The 16,864-nt window shown below is 68.8% G+C and carries 19 protein-coding genes; 6 read left to right on the top strand and 13 right to left on the bottom strand.

The window, feature by feature from the left end; translation table 11 throughout:
* Window positions 1-21: 21 nt before the first annotated feature.
* From G6N49_RS28810 to G6N49_RS28800, 3 genes are all read right to left on the bottom strand, one after another.
* Entirely contained in the window at window positions 22-246 is a 225-nt protein-coding gene (locus G6N49_RS28810; RefSeq protein WP_083045031.1) for a hypothetical protein, read from the bottom strand.
* A gap of 145 nt (window positions 247-391) precedes the next feature.
* On the bottom strand, window positions 392-625 hold the full coding sequence (locus G6N49_RS28805) for an excisionase family DNA-binding protein (RefSeq protein WP_083045002.1): 234 nt from the start codon (window positions 623-625) through the stop codon (window positions 392-394).
* Between the two features lie 179 nt (window positions 626-804).
* The gene (locus tag G6N49_RS28800) at window positions 805-1,992 is read right to left on the bottom strand and encodes a tyrosine-type recombinase/integrase (protein ID WP_083045003.1); all 1,188 of its coding nucleotides are present in this window, start codon (window positions 1,990-1,992) and stop codon (window positions 805-807) included.
* A gap of 333 nt (window positions 1,993-2,325) precedes the next feature.
* On the opposite strand from G6N49_RS28800, the gene G6N49_RS28795 reads away from it, so the two are divergent.
* Window positions 2,326-2,559, top strand: a complete 234-nt coding sequence (locus G6N49_RS28795) for a hypothetical protein (RefSeq protein WP_011561755.1) — start codon at window positions 2,326-2,328, stop codon at window positions 2,557-2,559.
* On the opposite strand, the gene G6N49_RS28790 is transcribed toward G6N49_RS28795, so the two are convergent.
* A complete protein-coding gene (locus G6N49_RS28790) occupies window positions 2,560-3,243 on the bottom strand; it encodes a GAF and ANTAR domain-containing protein (protein ID WP_011561756.1) in 684 nt (227 codons plus the stop codon). It abuts the gene before it with no gap.
* 394 nt (window positions 3,244-3,637) lie between these two features.
* On the opposite strand from G6N49_RS28790, the gene G6N49_RS28785 reads away from it, so the two are divergent.
* Entirely contained in the window at window positions 3,638-4,087 is a 450-nt protein-coding gene (locus G6N49_RS28785; protein ID WP_011561757.1) for an Hsp20/alpha crystallin family protein, read from the top strand.
* A gap of 49 nt (window positions 4,088-4,136) precedes the next feature.
* On the opposite strand, the gene G6N49_RS28780 is transcribed toward G6N49_RS28785, so the two are convergent.
* The gene (locus G6N49_RS28780; RefSeq protein ID WP_011561758.1) at window positions 4,137-4,556 is read right to left on the bottom strand and encodes a hypothetical protein; all 420 of its coding nucleotides are present in this window, start codon (window positions 4,554-4,556) and stop codon (window positions 4,137-4,139) included.
* Between the two features lie 94 nt (window positions 4,557-4,650).
* On the opposite strand from G6N49_RS28780, the gene G6N49_RS28775 reads away from it, so the two are divergent.
* Window positions 4,651-5,097: a cupin domain-containing protein gene (locus G6N49_RS28775; protein WP_011561759.1), complete on the top strand. Its 447-nt coding sequence runs from the start codon at window positions 4,651-4,653 to the stop codon at window positions 5,095-5,097.
* On the opposite strand, the gene G6N49_RS28770 is transcribed toward G6N49_RS28775, so the two are convergent.
* On the bottom strand, window positions 5,087-5,815 hold the full coding sequence (locus tag G6N49_RS28770; protein ID WP_011561760.1) for a 3-keto-5-aminohexanoate cleavage protein: 729 nt from the start codon (window positions 5,813-5,815) through the stop codon (window positions 5,087-5,089). The two genes, G6N49_RS28775 and G6N49_RS28770, sit on opposite strands and share 11 nt — an antisense overlap.
* A 26-nt stretch (window positions 5,816-5,841) precedes the next feature.
* Window positions 5,842-6,528 carry a FadR/GntR family transcriptional regulator gene (locus G6N49_RS28765; protein WP_179967810.1) on the bottom strand — a complete coding sequence of 229 codons (687 nt, stop codon included), beginning with the start codon at window positions 6,526-6,528 and terminating at the stop codon, window positions 5,842-5,844.
* An 86-nt stretch (window positions 6,529-6,614) separates the two neighbouring features.
* On the opposite strand from G6N49_RS28765, the gene G6N49_RS28760 reads away from it, so the two are divergent.
* The 3 genes from G6N49_RS28760 to G6N49_RS28750 are packed head-to-tail and all read left to right on the top strand — an operon-like array spanning window position 6,615 to window position 9,425.
* A complete protein-coding gene (locus G6N49_RS28760) occupies window positions 6,615-7,370 on the top strand; it encodes a (Fe-S)-binding protein (RefSeq protein WP_083045004.1) in 756 nt (251 codons plus the stop codon).
* Window positions 7,367-8,821, top strand: a complete 1,455-nt coding sequence (locus G6N49_RS28755; protein WP_083045005.1) for a LutB/LldF family L-lactate oxidation iron-sulfur protein — start codon at window positions 7,367-7,369, stop codon at window positions 8,819-8,821. The genes G6N49_RS28760 and G6N49_RS28755 overlap by 4 nt, the downstream gene beginning before the upstream one ends.
* Window positions 8,814-9,425 carry a LutC/YkgG family protein gene (locus G6N49_RS28750; RefSeq protein ID WP_083045006.1) on the top strand — a complete coding sequence of 204 codons (612 nt, stop codon included), beginning with the start codon at window positions 8,814-8,816 and terminating at the stop codon, window positions 9,423-9,425. The genes G6N49_RS28755 and G6N49_RS28750 overlap by 8 nt, the downstream gene beginning before the upstream one ends.
* Here the strand turns inward: G6N49_RS28750 and G6N49_RS28745 are convergent.
* The 6 genes from G6N49_RS28745 to G6N49_RS28720 are packed head-to-tail and all read right to left on the bottom strand — an operon-like array spanning window position 9,422 to window position 16,724.
* Entirely contained in the window at window positions 9,422-10,411 is a 990-nt protein-coding gene (locus tag G6N49_RS28745) for a LacI family DNA-binding transcriptional regulator (RefSeq protein WP_083045007.1), read from the bottom strand. The genes G6N49_RS28750 and G6N49_RS28745 overlap by 4 nt on opposite strands.
* 2 nt (window positions 10,412-10,413) lie before the next feature.
* Window positions 10,414-11,859 carry a rhamnulokinase gene (locus G6N49_RS28740; protein WP_083045032.1) on the bottom strand — a complete coding sequence of 482 codons (1,446 nt, stop codon included), beginning with the start codon at window positions 11,857-11,859 and terminating at the stop codon, window positions 10,414-10,416.
* A gap of 28 nt (window positions 11,860-11,887) precedes the next feature.
* Complete coding sequence (locus G6N49_RS28735) at window positions 11,888-13,921, bottom strand: bifunctional aldolase/short-chain dehydrogenase (RefSeq protein WP_083045008.1); 2,034 nt, start codon at window positions 13,919-13,921, stop codon at window positions 11,888-11,890.
* A 3-nt stretch (window positions 13,922-13,924) separates the two neighbouring features.
* On the bottom strand, window positions 13,925-15,073 hold the full coding sequence (rhaI, locus tag G6N49_RS28730) for an L-rhamnose isomerase (protein WP_083045009.1): 1,149 nt from the start codon (window positions 15,071-15,073) through the stop codon (window positions 13,925-13,927).
* Complete coding sequence (locus G6N49_RS28725; protein WP_011561769.1) at window positions 15,070-16,389, bottom strand: MFS transporter; 1,320 nt, start codon at window positions 16,387-16,389, stop codon at window positions 15,070-15,072. Before G6N49_RS28725 ends, rhaI begins: the two co-directional genes overlap by 4 nt.
* 8 nt (window positions 16,390-16,397) lie before the next feature.
* A complete protein-coding gene (locus tag G6N49_RS28720; protein ID WP_064874354.1) occupies window positions 16,398-16,724 on the bottom strand; it encodes an L-rhamnose mutarotase in 327 nt (108 codons plus the stop codon).
* Window positions 16,725-16,864: the final 140 nt, after the last annotated feature.

Below are 16,864 nucleotides of genomic sequence, written 5' to 3'. Positions count from 1 at the left end.
GCTGGGCGGCATCGCTGTTTCTCACTCCTGTTGCGGCACTGGTGCTCCCGGCTCGATCGTGTTGTCGTCCATCCACGCCTTGAGGTCACCGGCGCGGTAGAACACTCGCTTGCCGAGCTTGAGGTAGCGCGGCCCAACACCGCGCCACCGCTCCTGCGCCAGCGCCGTTTCGGAGGTGTGCTGGTACTCGGCCACGTCCTTGGGCGGACACAGCAGATCGGGATTGTCGAAGGCGAGAGCAGTCATGCGCCACACCCATCTTCTCTGTGAATAGGGTTGCTTCTGTTGACGTTATTCAGTGATGGTGCAGACTTGCAGCGAGCGAGAGTCGCGCTACCCGACACCGGAGGGGTTGTCGCGCTGCTGATTTCGGCTATCAAGCTAGCCGGTGTCATCGAGCACCGGCTTGGCGATCGGCGTAAATCTCAGCCGGGATGAGCGGCTTCATCATCGCGTCGACGTCGGCGACCTTCACGCGGATGGCGCTGCCGGGCTTGTCGGACAGCCGGTAGGCGGGTAGCTCGCCGCTGGCGATCTTCTCGCGGAAGGTGAACACCGAGAACCCGGTGCGGGTGGCGGCGTCCTGCAGGGAAATGAAGTGCGGGGTGGCGGTCTTCGCGCTCACTGGTTTTGCTCCGTCGTCTGGTGATCTTCCCCGGCTGGAATTGGAGGGGGCGGAGACTGAGACGGAGTGTGAGAGCGGGTCTGGGGCTACGCGACCGGCTCGCTAAGAATAGCTTAGGGCGCGAGTGGTTCCGTTGAGATATCGACTGCTATCTGAGAGCCGTTGCTTCGGTGGGGGTTTCATGCCGATACTGGCGCGTCGCCCGACCGCGCCGGGACGGCGAGTGCCGACAGGCGATCAGCCAACACGTCGGCGCGCCCGGCGGCGACATGCTGATAGCGCATTGCCGTGCCGCTGGTGACGTGACCGAGGCGCGCCATGACCTCCTTGGTTGTGCCTCCGGCGACTGCCGCCATCACGCCGCCGAAGTGCCGCAGATCGTGGAAGTGCAGATCATCCTTGCCGATGGCCTGCCGGGCGTTGAAGAACGGTGTGCGGTACCGGCCCTCGGCGTAGTACCCGCCCGTCACCGGGTCGGGGAACAGCAATGCCGTCTTGGCCTCGCCGACGTGCTGGCGGAGGTGCGCGGCGATGATCGGGCGCAGGTGAGGCGGCACGGTGACGGTGCGGTTGGACTCCTTGGTCTTGGTCGGCCCGGCCTCGAACTTGCCGTGCCGGAACGTCACCGCCTTACTCACCCGCAGTGCGGTGGCGTCGGCGGTGACGTCGGCCCTCGTCAACGCGAACAACTCTCCTCGGCGGAGTCCACACCATCCCGCGAGCAGCACGGTCAGCCGCAGCGCCTCGGGCATCGCGTCGGCCAACGCCACCAACTCCTCCGGCTCCAACAGCACCACCGACCGCTTGGTGTGCTTCACCGCCGCCGCGCCCTTGATGCGGGCGGGGCTGCGGTCCATCAGCCCGTCATCCACGGCGGTGTTTAGCACAGCCTGCAGGACGCCGTAGGCCTGTGCGTTGCGGGTCCGGTGCTCGGTGCCCAGCCCGGTGAACCAAACGCGCACGTCCTCGGGGGTGATCTCCGCAAGCGCCGAATCCCCCAGCGTCGGCAAGATATTCCGCTCAAGGTGGTACTCGTAATTGTCGCGGGTGCGCGGTGAGAGGTTGCGGTGCTCCAACCAGGGCTTCGCGTAGTCGCGCAGCGTGAGCTTGCGCGCCGCCCCCTTGGTCACCCGCTCGGCGGGCGGGGTCCAGGTGCCCGGCTTGCGGCGGTCGAGGTCGATCAGATCCCGCTCGTTCTGCAGCCACGACGCGCCGGAGTCCTTCGTCGGGAACGTCGCCGGGGCGTAGTGCAGCGCGCCGTGGTGCGGGTAGCTCGCCTGCCAGCGGCCCGACCCGCGTTGGCGGAGCCGCCCGAATCCTCGGCGGCTGCGAGCAGTGGTGGCGGTGGCGGGCTTCTTCTGCGGCATCGCGGCAGCTCCTAACGGGCGACTTTCGGGCTATAAGCGGGCTATAACGGGCCTAAACAGAACCCAACAGAACCTAACATCGGCAACGGTCAATATGTCCTGCTGTCAGCGATTATAGCGCCATCAGCGCACGTCGAGACGGGTTACAGATCGGCCCATCCGGCTAGTTCGAATCCTGCCGGGGGCACTTCGTGATTTTTTTCGACGCCGAAACTGCTGCCAGATCACGCTCGGAACCGAATCCATGATCTCACAGCAGCCTCGGCGCAATTGACGAAAGCGTAAGCCAGCCAAGGTTGTTGGTCGTTCGATAGCCGTACTAAGGTAAGCCCCGTGATCCGAGCGAAACTGCTGAAGACCATGGCAATGGGTATCGGCGCGGCGGCCCTGCCCGTCGGCGTCGCACTCGCCGGCGCAGCCCCCGCGTCGGCCGGACCGGACGTCTGCGTCAGCGGCCCGTACGGGTTCGCCTACGCCTGCGTCGACACCCCGCGATGGGTGGAGTGGTACGACGACGGGCCGCGCGGCCGGGGCAACGGCCACTGGAAGCACGGCCACCACGACTGATCAGGCGCGGGTGTCGATCACCTGCTGCGCGATCTCGGTCAGCTTCTTGTTGCTGTCCTGCGACAGGCGGCGCATCATCTCGAACGCCTGCACGTCGTCGACCTTGTAGCGCTCCATGATGATGCCCTTGGCCTGACCGATGCGGTCACGGGTGGACAGCGCGGACCTCAGCTGCTCACCTTCGCGGTGCGCGAGCAACGCGGCCGCCGCGTGCGCGGCCAGCACCGTCCCGGTCGTCTCGGCTTCGCTGTCCCAGACCCGCGGGCGGAAGCTGAACAAGTTCAGCGCGCCTGCGGTGCGATCGGCGGTGTAGAGCTTGAACGACAATCCGCTCAGCACACCCCGTTCGACGCACGCCGGCGAATAGTTCGGCCAGCGGGTCTCCTCGCGGAAGTCGTCGGTGCGCACGACGACGTCGTCCAGTGCGGCCTGTACGCACGGCCCCTCGCCGTATTTCATCTGCAGTTCGTCGAGTTCGTGGGGCAGCGCGGTGATCTCGGCGATCGATTCGAACGTTCCCCCACGGCCGACGAGCAGGATGCCCGCGGTGTCGACGCCCGGGATGAGTTCCTCGGCCGCCGCGGTGACTCCGGACAGAATCTCGTTGAGGTCGCGAGGAGAGGCGAGCGTTCGCGCCAATTCCGCCATCCGCATGGCGAGGTCGTGCGTATGCGGCTCCGTCATATGGAGCAGTCTTCCCGATGTGGGCGCAACGCACACCGATTACGTTTGTGATCTCCGAGTCTGGGCATTGCTGCCGGGGGCAGGTGTGGCGGTCGACCACCACACCCGCCAAGGTCTCGTCGGTTCAGACATCGAGCCGGCGGGGCCGCCCTGAACCAGTCGGGTCACTCCCGCGAATCGACACCTCCCCCGGTCACGGCCATCGACCTCCGCGATGCTGTGTCACGAGCACGCCACTGCCCCTCATCCGCCTCGAAAACAGGTCCTCATCTGCACCGATCCGGAAAAATCGGGACTAGCACTCGCATGTGTCGAGTGCTAATCTGATGATGCACAGTGATTTGGCTGCCCGCCAGGGTGGCGGGCTTTCGGATCGACGAGGAGGTGAATTGCTGTGCTTCGCTTTGATCCGTTCAGTGACTTGGACACCTGGACCCGCGGTTTGCTGAGCAGTCAGACCGGATCGGATCGCACACCCCGGTTCATGCCGATGGACCTCTGCAAGATCGACGACCACTACGTGCTGACCGCCGACCTTCCCGGCGTCGACCCCGGCTCGGTCGACGTCAACGTCGACAACGGCACGCTCACCATCTCGGCGCGTCGCACCGCCCGATCCGAGGAATCCGCGCAGTGGCTCGCCAACGAGCGGTTCTTCGGCAGCTACCGGCGGCAGCTGTCGCTCGGTGAGGGCGTCGATTCGGCGGCGATCTCGGCGACCTACGAGAACGGTGTCCTGACCGTCACCATCCCGATGGCCGAACGCGCGAAACCACGCAAGATCGAAGTCGCCCACGGCGGCGGGCAGAAGTCCATTCAGCCGACCACCGTCGACGCCGAATAACGGTTACCCGATTCGAGGCCGCGGGCAGTGCGCCCGCGGCCTCGCCATATCAGCGGGAGCCTCGCGACATCGCCGCGACGAACGACCACACTGAGCACAGCAGGGCGGCGACGGCCACGCCGCCCCCGACATAGAGCCCGTAGCCGGGTTCCACCGGAGTCTGGACGTTGATGCGGTAGTACCACGCCGTCATCCCGAGGATCAGCAGCGAAATCGCCATGGCGGCAACCGAAGCCGCACGCTCGGACAGACCCCGCGCCGCCATCGCGCCGGCGACGACCAGGATCGACGCCAGCAGGACGATCAACTGTCCGGCCCCGAACCGAGGCGGAAGCACCAGGCTGCCCACGGTCCCACCGATCGCGCTGGCGCGTCCACCACCGTCGGCGTCGGTGGTCAGCCAAGGCAGCCACGCACTCACGGCCAGCACCGCCGCACAGAACGCGACGAGCCACCCGGGACGCAGCATGCGATGAGAGTAGCGTGCGCGGCCGCGCGTCCGCGTCGACCACCGGACCGATCGTCTCTAGGCTGAGGTGACCTCGACGAAGGCGGTGCATGCGATGAGCGATCTCCCGGCGTGGGCGCAGCGGCTCGACCTGGCGCCGCACCCAGAAGGCGGTTGGTATCGGGAGACGTGGCGCAGCGATCTGACGGTCACCCAGTCCGCGCTGCCGCCGGACTACACCGGTCCGCGTAGCGCGGGTACCGCGATCCTCTTCCTCCTCATGCCGGGTCAGCAGTCGGCGTGGCACACCGTGCGCAGCGCCGAGTTGTGGATGTACCACCGCGGCAGCCCGCTGCTACTCGAAATGGGGCCCGAACATGATTCGGCGACAACGCATCTGCTCGGCAGCGACATCGATGGCGGCGCGAGTCCGCAGCTGATCGTGCCCGCCCGGCACTGGCAGCGCGCCCGTCCCCGCGACGACGAGCCCAGCCTGGTGAGTTGCGTGGTGGTGCCCGGCTTCGACTTCGCCGACTTCGAATTGGGCGCTGTCAGCGACTGAGCAGGTCGATGGCGGCCGCCACCAGCGCGGCGTTGTCGGGAGCCTCGGAGCCGTCGGGGAGCCGCAGCGTGTCCTCCAGCCCGATGCGCGTCTGCAGGCCGCGCAGGCCCGCGTGTTTCAGCAGCGGCCAACAGCTTTCGTCGAGACCGTGCAAGAGCACCGGCGCGGGTGATCCGGCGGACCGCACGATTCCGAGCAGCGTGTCGGCGGTGTCGGTGTCACCGTCGCCCTGCAGTTCGATCATCACCCGCAGACAGTGCGGTGCGAGTTCCGAGGCCGCCCACGACTCGGCGGCCTCGGCGTGGAAGATGCCCACCTCGACCCCGAGACCCTTGCTCAGCAGCAGTTCCGCCAATTCCGGCGACCCCGGCTCGTGCCAGTTCAGCGAGGTGAAGTCCGGCAGCACCGACCAGCTGTCCACCGCGCGGTGCCGGCGCCCCGCGTCCGGCAGCGCCCAGAAGCCCGTCGTCACCCCGAGCGGGAGACCCGGTGCGGCGTGGCGGACCGCGGCCACCGCCGCCCCGACGACCTCGGGATCGAGCGAGTCGGCGCCGTCGGTCCCCTTGGGGTGCAGATGTACCGACTGCGCTCCGGCTTCGTGGGCGGCGACGGCGGCCGCCGCGAGTTCGTCAGGGGTGGCCGGGAGAGCGGGGTGCTCGTCGGGGGTGCGGGCACCGTTGATGCACGCCTGGACGTAGGTCGGTGACTTGGAGGCCATGGCTCCATCTTGGCCGCAGCCGGCCGTCACCGCCGGATCAGGTCGACGTAACCGTGGATGTGCGCGTCCACCAACTTCCCGGCCCGGGCCCCGTGGCCGCGGCGCACCGCGTTCAGGATCGCGCGATGCTCCGCGCACAACGTCGTCGCGACGACGGGCCAGTCGTCGAGCAACGGCACACCGGCCAGCACGTAACCGTGGATGGAGTCCCGCAGCGCCGCCATCATCGCGCCCACGACGACGTTGCCCGCCAACTCCGACATCGCGACGTGGAACGCCGCATCGAGGCGCAGAAACTCCTCGGGGCTCAGCGCGACCTCGTCCATCGCATCGAGGATCGCTTCCACTGCGGTCAGGTCCGGCCGCGGCCTGCGGTGCGCGGCCTCACGTAACGCCCAGCTCTCCAACAGGATTCGGGTGTCGACGAGGTCGGCGATCGGCAGGTGCCGGGTCGCGGTGTGCAGCCGCAGTGCCGATCCGATCGAACTGCTCGGATCGGCGACGACGGTGGCCCCCGCGTCGGGTCCGGAGCCCACCGCGGTGCGCACCACCCCCATCGCCTCGAGCACCCGGATCGCCTCACGCACCGAGGACCGGCTGACCGACAGCTCCTCGGCCAGTGCCCGCTCCCCCGGCAGCCGGTCCCCGATCGCCAGCGCGCCGTCGGCGAGATCGCGTTCGATCCGCTCGAGGACGAGTTCGTGGGCGCGCATGCGATGAGGATAACCATCCACCCTGGTGTGGTCCGACCACATTGACGTACTGTGGTCAGACCACAGCCCCACGTCCCGGAGCCGTCATGCGTATCGCCTTGTTCGCGACCTGCCTGGCCGACGCCATGTTCCCGCAGGCGGCCGTCGCCACGGTGCGGCTGCTCGAACGGCTCGGCCACGAGGTCGTCTTCCCGGAGAAACAGACCTGTTGCGGTCAGATGCACGTCAACACCGGGTATCTCGACGAGGCCACGGCGCTGGTGCGCCACCACGCCGACGTGTTCGAACAGGCCGGGTGCGAGGCCGTCGTGGCCCCGTCGGGATCCTGCGTGGGCTCGGTCCGCCACCAGCACTCGATGGTCGCCCGCCGGGCCGGTGACGAACGGTTGGCCGCCCGCGCGGAGGCCGTCGCGGCGCGCACCTACGAACTGTCCGAACTGCTGGTCGACGTGCTCGGCGTGCGCGACGTAGGCGCCTACTACCCGCACCGGGTCACCTACCACCCCACCTGCCATTCCCTGCGGATGCTGCGGGTGGGTGAGAAACCGTTGGAGCTGCTGCGTCACGTGCGGGGGCTGACGTTGGTCGAACTGCCCGACGCCGAGTCCTGCTGCGGTTTCGGGGGGACCTTCGCTCTGAAGAACGCCGACACCTCGACGGCCATGCTGGCCGACAAGATGGCCCATGTGATCGACTCGGGTGCGGAGATCTGCAGCGCGGGCGATTCGTCGTGCCTCATGCACATCGGGGGTGGGCTGAGCCGAATCCGGTCCGGGGTGCGCACCGTCCACCTCGCCGAGATCCTGGCCTCCACCGACGACGCCGTGGCGGGTGCGCGGTGAGCACATTCCTCGGCACTCCCGGCACCGGCAACCTGCGCGGAAACGAAGCGTTCCCGCGGGCCGCGCGAAAGGCGTTGCAGGACACCCAAATGCGGCGCAACGTCGGACACGCCACCCGCACCATCCGGACCAAACGCCTGCACGCGGTCGGTGAGTGCGCGGACTGGGAGGAGTTGCGCGCGGCGGGCAGTGCGCTCAAACAGGATGTGCTCGCTCGGCTTCCCGAACTGCTCGACGACCTCGAGCGCAACGTCACCGCCCGCGGTGGGGTGGTGCACTGGGCCCGCGACGCCGATGAGGCCAACCGCATCGTGGGCGAGTTGACCCGGGCGGCCGGGGCCGACGAGGTGGTCAAGGTCAAATCGATGGCCACCCAGGAGATCGGGCTCAACGAGTACCTCGAATCCATCGGGATCTCGGCGGTCGAAACCGATCTCGCCGAGCTCATCGTCCAACTCGGACACGACAAGCCGAGCCACATCCTGGTCCCGGCGATCCATCGCAACCGCGCCGAGATCCGCGAGATCTTCCGGCGTGAGATGCCGGGTACCGCGGACCTGACCGATGAGCCCCGTGCCCTCGCCATGGCCGCCCGCGCCCACCTGCGCCGCAAGTTCCTGTCCGCGAAGGTGGCGGTCAGCGGCGCGAATTTCGGTGTGGCCGAGACGGGTACGCTCGCCGTGGTCGAATCCGAGGGCAACGGCCGGATGTGCCTGACGCTGCCGCAGACCCTGATCACCGTCATGGGGATCGAGAAGATCGTGCCGAGGTTCACCGACCTCGAGGTGTTCATGCAGTTGCTGCCGCGCTCCTCGACCGCCGAGCGGATGAACCCGTACACCTCGATGTGGACCGGCGTGCACCCCGGCGACGGCCCGCAGGAGTTCCACCTGGTACTGCTCGACAACGGCCGCACCAGCGTGCTCGCCGACGAGGTGGGCCGTGCCGCGCTGCACTGCATCCGGTGCAGCGCCTGCCTCAACGTGTGCCCGGTCTACGAGCGCACCGGCGGGCACGCCTACGGATCGGTCTATCCGGGTCCGATCGGGGCGATCCTGTCCCCGCAGCTGACCGGGACCACCGGGCACGACGACCCCAACGCCTCCCTGCCGTACGCCTCGTCGCTGTGCGGCGCCTGCTTCGACGCCTGCCCCGTCCGCATCGACATCCCGTCGATCCTGGTGCATCTGCGGGCGAAGCAGGTGGACGCCCAGCGCGGCGGCATCCCCGGCGGACAGGATCTGGCCATGAGGGCCGCGGCGTGGGCGATGGCGTCACCGCGCCGGTTCGCGCTCGCCGAGAAGGCGCTGGCCGCGGGGCGATTCGCCGCCAACGCCGACCACCGGATCACTACCCTGCCGTGGCCGGGGTCGAAGTGGACCGCCAGCCGCGACATGCCCGAACCGCCGGCCGAGACGTTCCGCCAGTGGTGGAGCCGCACCCATGGCTGATGCGAAATCGGTTGTCCTGAGCCGGATCAGGGATGCGCTCGCCGCGGCACCGCCGCCGCCGGTGTCCGTTCCGCGCGAGTACGACCGGGCACCGCTGGACGGGCGCGGGGATGTGGCCCGTTTCGCGGAGACAGTCGGTGAGTACCGGGCGCGCGTGCACCGGGTCAGTGGTGCGGTGGGGGCGGCGGTCGCGATGCTGGTCCCCCGCGGCGGACAGTTGGCGGTGCCCGCCGACGTACCCGGCGACTGGGTCGACGGCCTCGACGTGCTGTCCGACTCGCCGCCGCTGTCGAACGCCGATCTCGACGCCGCGGATGCGGTGTTGACCGGATGCGCGGTGGGGATCGCCGCGACGGGGACGATCGTGCTCGACGCGGGCGTCGCGCAGGGCAGGCGAGCACTGACACTGATCCCCGACCACCACATCTGCGTGGTGTTCACCCGGCAGATCGTCGACACCGTCCCGCAGGCGTTCGCGGCGCTGGATCCGTTGCGGCCGTTGACGTTCATCTCCGGTCCGAGTGCCACCAGCGACATCGAACTCAACCGGGTCGAGGGTGTGCACGGTCCCCGCCTGCTGGACGTGCTGATCGTCGACGGTTAGGTCGAGTCGCGCGTCACGAGTTCGGGCTGGAACACGATGTGTCCGGGGCGGTGCGCAGCGCCCGCGTCGGCGGCGGCCATCAGCAGGTCGATCGCCGTCGTCCCGATCGCCCGGGTGGGCTGACGCACCGACGTCAGCGGCACCACGGCCGAACGCGCGAAATCGATGTCGTCGTAGCCGACCAGCGCGATGTCGTCGGGTACCCGGATGTCCCCGATCAGCGCCAACGCCTGCAGCACGCCGATGGCCAGTAGATCGTTGGCGCAGAACACCGCGTCGGGGCGACGACCGGGCGGCCGTTCCCGCAACCGTTCCCCCGCGGCACGGCCCTCCAGCACGGTCAGCGCCGGGGTCTCGATCACCTCGAGGGTGGCACCCGCAACCTCGGCGACCGCCTCGCGCGCACCGCGAAGCCGGTCGCGCACCTGCCGCAGTTCGGTCGGCCCGCTGACGAACGCGATCCGCCGACGTCCGGTGGCGCACAGGTGATCGACGGCCAACCGGGCGCCCGCGACGTCGTCGACCGCCACCGAATCGAACGGTGTGCCGCTACCGTCGCGGTCGACCAGCACCACCGGCGTCCCCCGCTGCTGGGAGGCGCGCAACCGGCTGAGGTCGTCGCCGATCGGCGACACCAGCAGTCCGAAGACCCGTTGTTCGTCGAAGGCGTCGAGGTAGGCGCGTTCGCGGCGGGGGTCGTCGTCGGACGTACCGAGCAGCACGGTGAGGTTGTGTTCGCCCGCGCGATGCTCCGCGGCGCGGGCGATGTCGGTGAAGAACGGGTTGCCGACGTCGAGCACCACCAGCCCGACGCTGCGCGACCGGCCGGCCTTGAGTTGGCGCGCGGCGTCGTTACGGACGAACCCCAGTTCCTCGATGGCCGCGTGCACGCGGGCGACGGTGGCCGGGGCGACCTTGTCGGGTGAGTTGAGCACGTTGGACACCGTGCCGACGGAGACGGCCGCCGCGGCGGCCACCTCCCGCATACTCACCACGACACCATTGCACCAGACGGGACGTAGCGGGTCGCGGGGAACCGGTCGGCGACCAGCGTGCGCAGTGCGTCGAGGCCCCCGTCGACGAGTCCGGTGGCGCGGGCGGTGAGCAGCACGTTACCCAGCGCGGTGGCCTCGACGGGGCCGGCCAGCAGGGGTCTGCCGAGCCGGTCGGCGGTCAGCTGGCACAGCAATGTGTTCCGGCATCCGCCGCCGACCATGTGCACCGTCGCGACGTCCACACCGGACAGCCGCGCCGCGGTGTCGACCGCCGCGGCGAACGCGGCGGCGAGGCTTTCGACGATGGCGCGCACGGTTTCCGCGGGCCCGTCAGGGGCGGGCAGGCCGCGTTCGCGGTACCAGGACCCGATCCGGGCAGGCATATCACCGGGCGGCATGAACCGAGGGTCGTCGGTGTCGAACACGTCGGCGGGGGCGGACGCCGCGGCCGCCTGATCGAGCAGCACCGCCAGATCGCCAGGCGCGCCGTCACGTTCGTACTGCCGCACCGTCTCCGACAGCAGCCAGGTGCCCATCACGTTGCGCAGGAACCGGACCCGGCCCTCGACCCCGATCTCGTTGGTGAAGTTGGCGGTGCGGCTCTCGTCGGAGACCACCGGTGCGGGCAACTCGACGCCGACCAGACCCCAGGTGCCGCAGGAGATGTAGGCCGCCTCCTGCGGGCGCATCGGGATCGCCGCGACCGCCGACGCCGTATCGTGCGAACCGACCGCGACCACCTGCACGGCGTCGGTGAGCCCGAGCGGCGTACCGACCTCCGGTCGCAGCGGGCCGAGCACACTTCCGGGCTCGACGAGTTCACGGAACAGGCTCGGCCGCAGCCCGATCCGACGCATGAGGGTGGTGTCCCAGTGGCCGTCGAGCCCGAGCAGTCCGGTGGTCGACGCGTTGGTCCGCTCGGCGGCGGCGCGGCCGGTGAGCCAGTAGTTGACGAGATCAGGTACGAGCAGCACCGTATCGGCCGAGTCGAGCAGCCCGTCGGCGCGTTCCACCGCCAACTGGTAGACCGTGTTGAACGGCAGGAACTGAATGCCGTTGCGCCGGTACAGTTCCTCGGGGTCGACCACGGCGTGTACGAGGTCCACGCCGGTGGCGGTGCGGTCATCCCGGTAGTGGTGCGGGGTGCCGAGCAGCCGTCCCTCGCGCAGCAACCCGTAATCCACCGCCCACGAGTCCACCCCGATCCCGACCAGCCCGTCGGCCGCTCTCGCGGCGGCCGACAATCCCTGGCACACCCGGCCGTAGAGGCCGGTGATGTCCCAGTGCAGCGCGTTGCGCCGCCCGTTCCACACCCGCACCGGGTCATTGGGGAAGCGAACCACCGCCGTCATGTCGAGGCGGTCGGGCCCGACATCGGCGAGCATGACGCGGCCGCTGGTGGCGCCGAGGTCGACCGCCGCGACCTGCCCGCTCCTCATCGGCATCCTCGGCTCTTCGCGCAAGCGCTCATCGCAAGAAAGCCGCGGCGACGCCCGCGTCGACCGGCACATGCAACCCGGTGGTGTGCGAGAAGTCCGACGTGCACAGCGCGAACGCGGCGTTGGCGACGTTCTCGGGCAGCACCTCACGCTTGAGCAGGGTGCGCTGCGCGTAGTAGGCGCCGAGCTCCTCCTCTGGAACCCCGTAGACCGCGGCCCGTTTGGCGCCCCAGCCGCCGGCGAAGATGCCCGAACCGCGCACCACGCCGTCGGGGTTGATGCCGTTGACCTTGACGCCGTGCTCACCGAGTTCGGCCGCGAGCAGCCGCACCTGGTGGGCCTGATCAGCCTTGGTCGCCGAGTACGCGATGTTGTTCGGCCCGGCGAACACCGAGTTCTTCGACGAGATGTAGATGATGTCGCCGCCGAGCCCCTGGTCGATCAGCGCCCTGGCCGCGGCCTTGGACACCAGGAAGGACCCGCGCGACATCACATCGTGCTGGAGGTCCCAGTCCGCGGCGGTGGTCTCGAGCAGCGACTTCGACAGGGAGAGACCGGCGTTGTTGACGACGATGTCGATGCCGCCGAACGCCAGGACGGTGGCGTCGACGGCGGCCTGCACCGCCGCTTCGTCGGTGACGTCGGCGGCGATCCCCACCGCCACGTCGGTGTTCCCGAGCTCTTCCGCTGCGGCCGCGGCCTTTCCGGCATCCAGATCCGCGATCACCACGCAGGCGCCCTCGGCGGCCAGCCGGGTGGCGATGGCCTTGCCGATACCCGAGGCTGCGCCCGTCACCAACGCGATGCGGGTGGCCAGCGGTTTGGGCTTCGGCATGCGCTGGAGTTTGGCTTCCTCCAGCGCCCAGTACTCGATGCGGAACTTCTCCGCCTCGTCGATCGGCGCGTACGCGGAGATCGCCTCGGCACCCCGCATGACGTTGATCGCGTTGAGGTAGAACTCGCCCGCGACCCGCGCGGTCTGCTTGTCCTTGCCGTAGCTGAACATCCCGACACCGGGGATCAGCACGATGGCCGGGTCGGCGCCGCGCATCGCGGGGCTGTCGGGTCCGGCGTGCCGCTCGTAGTAGGCGCGGTAGTCGGCGCGGTACGCCTCGTGCAGTTCGGCCAGTCGCGCCTTGCAGTCCTCGACCGAGGTGTCGGCGGGCAGGTCGAGCACCAGCGGTTTGACCTTGGTGCGCAGGAAGTGGTCGGGGCAGCTGGTGCCGAGGGCGGCCAGTCGCGGATGCTCACCGCAGCTGAGGAATTCGAGCACGCGCGGATCATCGGTGAAATGGCCGACCTGGGGTTTGTCGGTGGAGACCAGCCCACGCAGGAACGGTGCGAGTGCAGCGGCCTTGTCCCGGCGCTGCCCCTCGGGGAGGGCCCCGTAGCCCGCCAGAGGCGCGCCGAACGGATAGCGGCGGCCGTGTTCGGCGATGTGGCGCTCCGCGGTTTCGATGATCTCCAGCGAATGCGCCTCGGCCTCGGCCGACGTGTCACCCCACGCGGTGATGCCGTGGCCGCCGAGGATGGTGCCGATGGCCTGCGGGTTGGCCCGTTTGATCTCCGCGATGTCGAGACCCAGCTGGAAGCCGGGCCGCCGCCACGGCACCCACACCACCCGGTCGCCGAAGATCTGCTTGGTCAAGGCTTCCCCATCGGCCGCGGTCGCGATCGCGATACCCGAGTCGGGGTGCAGGTGGTCGACGTGCGTGGCGTCGACCAGACCGTGCATGGCGGTGTCGATCGACGGTGCCGCGCCGCCGCGGCCGTGCAGGCAGTAGTCGAACGCGGCGACCATTTCGTCCTCACGCTCGACACCCGGGTAGACGTCGACGAGCGCGCGCATCCGATCCAGCCGCAGCACGGCCAGCCCCTTCTCGGTCAACGTGCCGAGGTCACCGCCGGAACCCTTGACCCACAACAACTCCACGGGCGCACCGGTGACCGGGTCGGTCTCGGTGCCCTTGGCCGAGGTGTTGCCGCCGGCGTAGTTGGTGTTCTTCGGGTCGGCGCCCAGACGGTTGGAGCGGTCGATCAGTTCTCTCACGATGTCAGTCATGTGTCACGCTCCCCAGCTCGATTGTGTGCCGCCGACGCGGTCGGCGTTGATGGTCTCCTGATAGCCCGATTCGGCGAAGGCCGTCATCGGGTCGGCCGGCAGCCCCCGTTCGGAGCGCCACTGCGCCAGCTGCGGCCGCACGTCGGTGTAGAACGCGTCCATGAGGATCGCGTTGGCGCCCAGCACGTCCGAGGCCTCCTGCGCGGCGGTCAGTGCGTCGGTGTCGACGAGCAGCGCCCGCGCGGTCATCTCCAGCACGTTGAGCACCGACCGGATCTGCCCGGGGATCTTCGCCTCGACGTTGTGGCACTGGTCGAGCATCAGCGCGACACCCGACTTCGGGTCCAGCCCGCCGCCCCGGATGACCTCGAACATGATGCGGAACAGCTGGAACGGATCGGCCGCCCCCACGATGAGGTCGTCGTCGGCGTAGAAGCGGGAGTTGAAGTCGAACGAGCCCAGCCGCCCCAGCCGCAGCAGCTGCGCCACGATGAACTCGATGTTGGTGCCGGGCGCGTGATGGCCCGTGTCCAGGCAGACCATCGCCCGCTCCCCCAGCGCGGTGACGTGGGCGTAGGACGTCCCCCAGTCCGGGACGTCGGTCATGTACATCGCCGGTTCGAAGAACTTGTACTCCAACACCATTCGCTGGTTCGGGCCGATATGCTGGTAGATCGCGGCCAGCGAATCGGCGAGGCGGTCCTGGCGGCCGCGGATGTCGCCCTGGCCCGGATAGTTGGTGCCGTCGGCCAGCCACACCTTGAGGTCGCGCGAACCGGTCTGGTTCATCACCTCGATGCAGTGCAGGTGGTGGTCGATCGCTTTCTGCCGCACGGCTTTGTCGGTGTGGGTGAGGCTGCCGAACTTGTAGTCGTCGTCCTGGAAGGTGTTGGAGTTGACCGTGCCCAGCGTCACCCCGTGGTCCTGGGCGTAGGCCGACAATGCGGCGTAGTCGTCGACGGTGTCCCACGGGATGTGCAGCGCGACCGTCGGCGCCAGCCCGGTCACCCGGTGCACCATCGCGGCGTCGGCGATCTTCTCCTGCACGGTGCGGGCGGTGCCGGGCGTGCCGAACACCTTGAAGCGGGTGCCGGAGTTGCCGAACGCCCAGGACGGCAATTCGATCGCGAGGTGGTCGAGGACGGCATTCATGGTGTGACAGCTGCTTTCTCGACGTTCGCCGGTGAGACGGGGGCGCCGTAGCGTTCGGCTTCGATCTGTTTGAGGGTCTTACCGCGGGTCTGCGGCGCCCAGACCGCACCGATGACCAGTGCGATGGTGAGCAGCCCGACGAGCAGCAACCCGACGCCGGTGAGGCCGGTGACGGCGAGCATCGTCGGGAAGAAGTAGGACAGCAGGCCGGTGGCGGTGCGGACGACGAAGAACATGACGCCCTGTGCGCTCGCGCGGTACGGGGTGGCGAACAGTTCACTGGTCCACAGGCTGTAGAACGCCTGCGCGCCGATGCCGCTGGAGACACCCCACAGCACCGCGAAGATCAGCATCGTCGGCACGCCGCTGTCGGTGAACGCGACCAGCACGATCCAGCCGACGATGCCCAGCGCGGCGCCGATGACGTACAGCAGCCGCTGCGACATCCGGTCGGCGAGTCCCATGAACCCGAAGTAGGTGGCGAGCACCGTGCACCCCCACACCAGCACCTGCAGCAGGTTCTGCTGGACCGCGCTGTGCAGGCCTGCGGTGTCGTAAACGCGGGGCATGAAGATTCCGGCCTGCCCGGCGACGGTGTTCCAGAACAGGTAGATCCCGCCGAGGAAGAGCAGCGCGGTGATGTTGACCCGGCGCGAGAACAGGCCCCGCAGCCCGCGGACCCCCACCGCGGAGGCGACCTGCGTCGGCTCGTCCCGTCCCTCGTCCTGCCAGATCTGCGATTCCTGCAGGCCCTGGCGGACCCACCACACGATCGCCGCCACGACGAACAGGTGGGCGAAGATCAACCGGGAACCGAGCAGTCCCAGCGGCGCCAGCGCAGCGGCGAGCGCGAACCCGACGAGCGGCCCGGTCGACCAGGCCAGCTGCGCGGTGCCGACGTGTTTGGCCCGCTGCACCGAGGGCGCCTGTTCGGCGATGTAGGTCCACGAGGCAGGGACCCCGGCCCCGACGGCGATGCCGGTGACGATGAACCCGATCAGCAGCATGGTGAAGTTCACCGCGCAGGCGGCCACCAGCACACCGGCCATGTAGACCAGCAGGTCGTAGGTGTAGATCGCCTTGCGCCCGAACCGGTCACACAGCGGGCCGCCGAGTATCGCGCCGATCGCGGCGCCGAAGGCGTTGGCGCTCAACGCCGCGAGCAGGCCGACGCCGAAGTTGCTGATGCCGAACTCGGCCTGCCAGAAACCCAGGCTGGTGGCGATCGCGATGATCGACCCCGCCTCGATGTAGTTCGACATCGCGACCGAGATCGTCGCCTTCCAGCCTGTGGTGGAGCGTGCTCCTACTTTCACGGCAGTCCTCAGGGTAGATGGAAATAGTGGGTGAGTCGGTCCATCGCGTGATCGGGCCGGTTGTCGAAGTAGTCGGCCATGGTCGCCTCCCACCGGTCGTTGATCTCGGTGTCTGCCATGGCTTTCGTGGCGGCCGCGTGGTCGTCGGTCTCGAAGTAGCCGACGACCAGACCGTCTTCGGGGCGGACGAACAGTGAGTAGTTGTGCCACCCGGCGCGGCGCAGGGCATCGAGCATTTCGGGCCACACGTGTTCGTGGGCGGTCAGGTAGTCGTCGATGCGGTCACGTTTGAGGTGGAGCAGGAAGCAGACGCGTTCGACGCCGTCAGCGGGCATGCGCAGCTCCTCCATGAGTTGAAACGTTTCAATACGTGAGTGCGCTCACACTAGGACACGGCGCGCGGGCGCGTCAAGACCGCCGAGCAGACACAGAATCGCGTGGCCGGGCCCTCGGGAACGCGATTCTGCGTCTGGTC

Origin of the sequence: Mycolicibacterium monacense, from assembly GCF_010731575.1 — a bacterium.
Taxonomy (GTDB): Bacteria; Actinomycetota; Actinomycetes; order Mycobacteriales; family Mycobacteriaceae; genus Mycobacterium; species Mycobacterium monacense.
This window is presented reverse-complemented; position numbering and strand designations above follow the sequence as displayed.